The sequence below is a fragment of the Leptolyngbya cf. ectocarpi LEGE 11479 genome (genome assembly GCF_015207065.1).
Taxonomy (GTDB): domain Bacteria; phylum Cyanobacteriota; class Cyanobacteriia; order Phormidesmidales; family Phormidesmidaceae; genus Leptothoe; species Leptothoe ectocarpi.
Genome location: NZ_JADEXP010000454.1, coordinates 1 through 4,344, shown reverse-complemented (window position 1 = coordinate 4,344; position 4,344 = coordinate 1). Strand labels below are relative to the sequence as shown.

The 4,344-nt window shown below is 49.4% G+C and carries 2 protein-coding genes and 1 pseudogene; 1 reads left to right on the top strand and 2 read right to left on the bottom strand.

The window, feature by feature from the left end:
* A pseudogene (locus IQ260_RS28180) lies at positions 1–272 on the bottom strand (DUF2232 domain-containing protein); the annotation flags it as partial.
* A 50-nt stretch (positions 273–322) separates the two neighbouring features.
* Positions 323–1,027: a Crp/Fnr family transcriptional regulator gene (locus IQ260_RS28175; RefSeq protein ID WP_193996391.1), complete on the bottom strand. Its 705-nt coding sequence runs from the start codon at positions 1,025–1,027 to the stop codon at positions 323–325.
* A gap of 581 nt (positions 1,028–1,608) precedes the next feature.
* Between IQ260_RS28175 and IQ260_RS28170 the strand changes: the two genes are divergently transcribed.
* The coding region (locus tag IQ260_RS28170) for a hypothetical protein (RefSeq protein WP_193996390.1) at positions 1,609–4,344 on the top strand (2,736 nt) is incomplete at its 3' end.

The following is a 4,344-nucleotide window of genomic DNA, read 5'->3' as shown; positions in this document are numbered from 1 at the left end:
ATCCGCAGCAAAGGCCCCGGTGGGAAATATAGATTAATTAGCCACATCAAGCTAGCAGCACTGGCTAAAAAAGCGGTTTCAACCATAGCCACTGGCCCTTTGTCGCTAGGGGCTTTGATGGCTTTAGCCTGAGAGGAAGTAACCGACGATATCTCATCGTCTTCTATCCAAGGACTGTCTAAATCAATGTCATCAATATTCTCGGCGGAGTCGCTGCTACCTGCCACACCCGGAACCTGTGTCTCTGCCTGATACTCGTCTGGCTGCCCCATGGTGTTGAGAAGTTATCCTAACCAAAGCCTTTCTTGATCTCTCAGTATACCTAGACTAACAATCGATCTAGGTCATCAATGGAAGGAATACGAATGACATCGCGTTCCCGACTAATGAGCCCCTTCTTTTCCAATTTACTCAAAACGCGGGTTACCGTCTCCCGTGCCAATCCACTCAGGCTGCTAAGTTCACGGTGCGGTAAGTTTGGGATTTCCACCCCTTGAGCCCCCTGGGTCCCTTGCCCATCTGCCAGAAAAAGCAGCACATCAGCCACCCGCGATTGGCTGTCGGACTCCCGCAGTCGCAGCCGTCGATTGACCTGCCGTAACCGTCGTGCCATCAATTTAGCTAATCGAATACCCGCCTGAGGTTCGCTGTTAAGTAAGCTAACAAAATCTTGGGCTGGCATACTGCCAATCATCGTGGTCGCTAGCGTAATCACATCGGTTGAACGCGGTACCGCTTCTAGGGGAGCCATCTCACCAAACAGCTCACCCTTACCCAAAATGTTTAGCGTTACTTCCTTGCCATCAAGATTGTAGGTGCGAATTTTGACCCATCCATCCAAGATGAAATAGACCGAATTACCCCAGTCATTTTCCAATAGCAACACCTGACCAGCAGGGTGGCGACGCGTCACGATCTGAGCGGTTGCCTGCTGGACTGTTGCCTCAGGTAATTCTTGAAAAAAGGGGGCCGCTGCGATCAGGGTGTCACCAGCTGAATTATCTCGGGCACCGTATCTGCTGTCCATATGGGGGAGAAGCCACGGTTGGGTGGACTCAATTAAAACAATAAAATCGAACAGAAGAGGCCGCTTTTGCGACGGTAGATATTGGGCAAACTTCGAAACGCCAACCCCCTGCAGACCTCAATCGGTACCTAAGGGCATTGAGCAAATACTAAAGCCTTGCTACTCTAGCCACTAAAGTTTGGGTTAATCCATAGCTTAGTCGCTAAAACGGTGACTCATCTAGAACATGAAGAATTAGTTTGCCTTTGGTTTACCTTATTCTTTGTCTAGAACAGGGTACAGCACGATTGCATCATCCCCCTAGCCCAAATTTCGTTAACTTAACTTCACATTTTTAGCATCAGAATTGTTTGGATGGATTAGTATGCCTCCATCTGCAAATCATACAATTCGTCCTTGATCTATGCAGTCCTGGGTAGCACTGTCAGGATTTTTCCTTAACTGCCTGTAGATAAGAGGAAATTGTGATTTTTTAGCCAGCCTGCTTTACACTTTGGGCATTCCATCGGTGGGAGCTGTTATGTCCGTTATCGGGCTGACTACTCTCCGCTTTGCAGAGTTTGTTGTTGAAAGGCCGCACTGTGACTTCTCAAAAGGATCAAATCCAACGCCTCATTGCTGAAATTGAAGCTACCTTGGCTAAACCAGCTTCCCGCTTGCCGTTGGGTTTGTCAGGGGATGCTGGGCAGCGGCAGCTTTTAGACAAACTGTGCGACTATCTGCAATCTCTAGAGCAGACGTTTGAGTCTCCTGGGGGCTGGGGGCCGCTAGATCCTAGCACTGGAAATCTGGTTTCTCCGCCACCCACCGCCCCTGATATTGAGGAGTCAGCTTCTCAAGTTTTGCAGGGAGTGCTCCTAGAGATGCGATATCTCAGAGAAAATTCCCTAAAGCCAATGCGTCAGGAGCTTGAGTCGCTCCAGCAGAGACGTGAAAGCTTACAGGCTGAGATTAATGTTTTAGAGGCACAGCGAGGTGCGGATCCGCTGCAGTCTGAGGAGCAGATTAGTGCTTTTTTAGAAACGTTGATGCAACGACTCCAAGAGCAGCTATCAGCTCAAATGGTGCAAAATTTTGCGGCCATGGAAGCGGCAGCTGCTGAACAACTATCGGTGGATGATGCGCCAGCCCCTCTGTTGTCAGGACAGCGGTTAGAGCAAGTTCGTCTGCTACAGGCTCAGTCAGACCAACTGCTGCTGAAATTGGATACGACGTTAACAGCTGTCTTTGGTTCACTCCAAAAGAGTGTTGATAGCTACCGTGATTCCTTGGAAGAGGGTCTAGATCAAATGCATGGTCTAGGCCGTCAGGGCGAAGTTATCTTCCATGCCTTTATTAACCATCTTGCTCAACAGCTGGGACAGGACGCTTCATCCTATTTAGCGGGTGAGATAGATGCTCAACAAGCGGTGTTGCAGGAGCCAGACTCTAGAACCACAGATGTGGATTTGGAGGCTGTTCAGTTAGATGAGCTGGATCAAGCTCTGGAGAATTTGGCCCTAGAGGAAGAAATCGGAGATGATACGACCGATCCAACGGTGGCTATCGATCTTGATTTGGGTCTGCTAGAGGACACGATGGCCTTGTCGGATGAGGGTGATGCCGGGATAGTCGAGGAAGAGCCTGAGGATATTACGGTTATTCAAACCGATGATGCGGACCCTGATGTTGAGTTAGCTCTGCTAGAGGATGCGATCGCATCCTCAGACATTGACGACGATATTACGCTCATTCAAACCGATGATAGGAGCCTGGATCTCGGTCTAAACATCGATTTAGACGAGGATTTAGACGACGATATTACGCTCATTCAAACCGATGATGCGGACCCTGATTTGAGCCTATTAGAGAATGCGATCTCATTCTCAGATATCGCCCCTGAAACAGGCACGTCTACTGACGATGACGCCCTGATACTGGATGATATCCCTCTCTTTGACGACGACACAAGCGACGACGATACAAGCATTAATACCTCGGATACGCCAGACATCTCAGATACCTCGGATGAGCCCAGCACTGCATTTAGCCTAGACTCAGCCTTAGAAAATAGTGACGAAAACTTTGGCCTGCTGGCCATGGGTGCCGACAGGGGCGACCTATTAAGTTTTGGCGCCCCGGACACATCAGCCAGTCAAGCTGGATTGCCCCAGGTCGAATCCGAGGGTGATCTATTTAATTTGGATACAGAGCTTGACCCAGGGGTGCTTGAGGCCCAGGAACAAGCCCCTACCGACAGCTCCACAGCCGAACCGGAAAATCCTTCAGCCTCTGGACAATTATCAGAGGACTTACTGGCCTTTAGTTTTGCCAATGACGACACGACAGAAACACCGTCGTCAGCAGATACCGCTGTAAATGAACCGACAAATGAACCGACAACAGACCTGCTCGATGCTAACCAGATAGCAGACGATTGGCTATTTGATATGGAATCTGCTGACGATAGCAATGCCATCCCCCCGCCCAATTTGGATAGTGATATCCCTGGGGAGTCTGTCTCTGAACCCACGGTTCAAAATCTATTTGGAGACAGCATCACGTCCCCAGAAGAACCAAACGACGTAGGAGATACCATTAGCTCCCTAGCAGATTTACTGCCTGATGAGTCACCGTCGGAAACCGTCGAAGATTTTTCAGATAACACTTCTGACGATGTCTATATCGCCGCACCAGTGGACGAAGATTTAATCAATCTTGTAGAACCGGGCACCGAACAACACCTGCTGATTGATTTTGACGATGGACAGCTAGTGGAGCAGCTGGATCAGGACTTACAAAAGCTGGCTGGTGAAACCTTCTCCGCTGACTATGACCTTGAGGAAGATGATGCCCTGGAGCCCTTAGACCAGGACACCTTAGAAACCATTGTTCGAGACCTCAATCTAGAAGACTTAGACTTGGACAATGATTCAGAATCAGACCCCATCAGTTCTCAGCCATCCTCTACAGACCTAGATGCGGAAGAGAACCAGGAGCAGCCCGCTGAGGATAAAGTCCAAGTTATCGCAGCGGACAGTGCAGCCGACTTCGATCTGTTTGATGGATTTGCCACCGATTCGATAGATATTGATGATCCATCTGCCAATGAGGCAGAAGAGCTAGCCGTCATCACCTCAGCAGCTGCACCTGACACAGTCGATTTAGAGCTTTTGGGTTTGGGCACGGATATTCCAGGTGAGGACTTTGATGACGGCTTGCCCGACTCCCTAGCAGATGAACTGGTGAGCTTAAATGAGCACTCCAAAGCTCTATCCCAAGAACCCAGTGACGAAATTGTGGGCCAACTGCTATCGGATTTGGAAGAACCCGTAAGC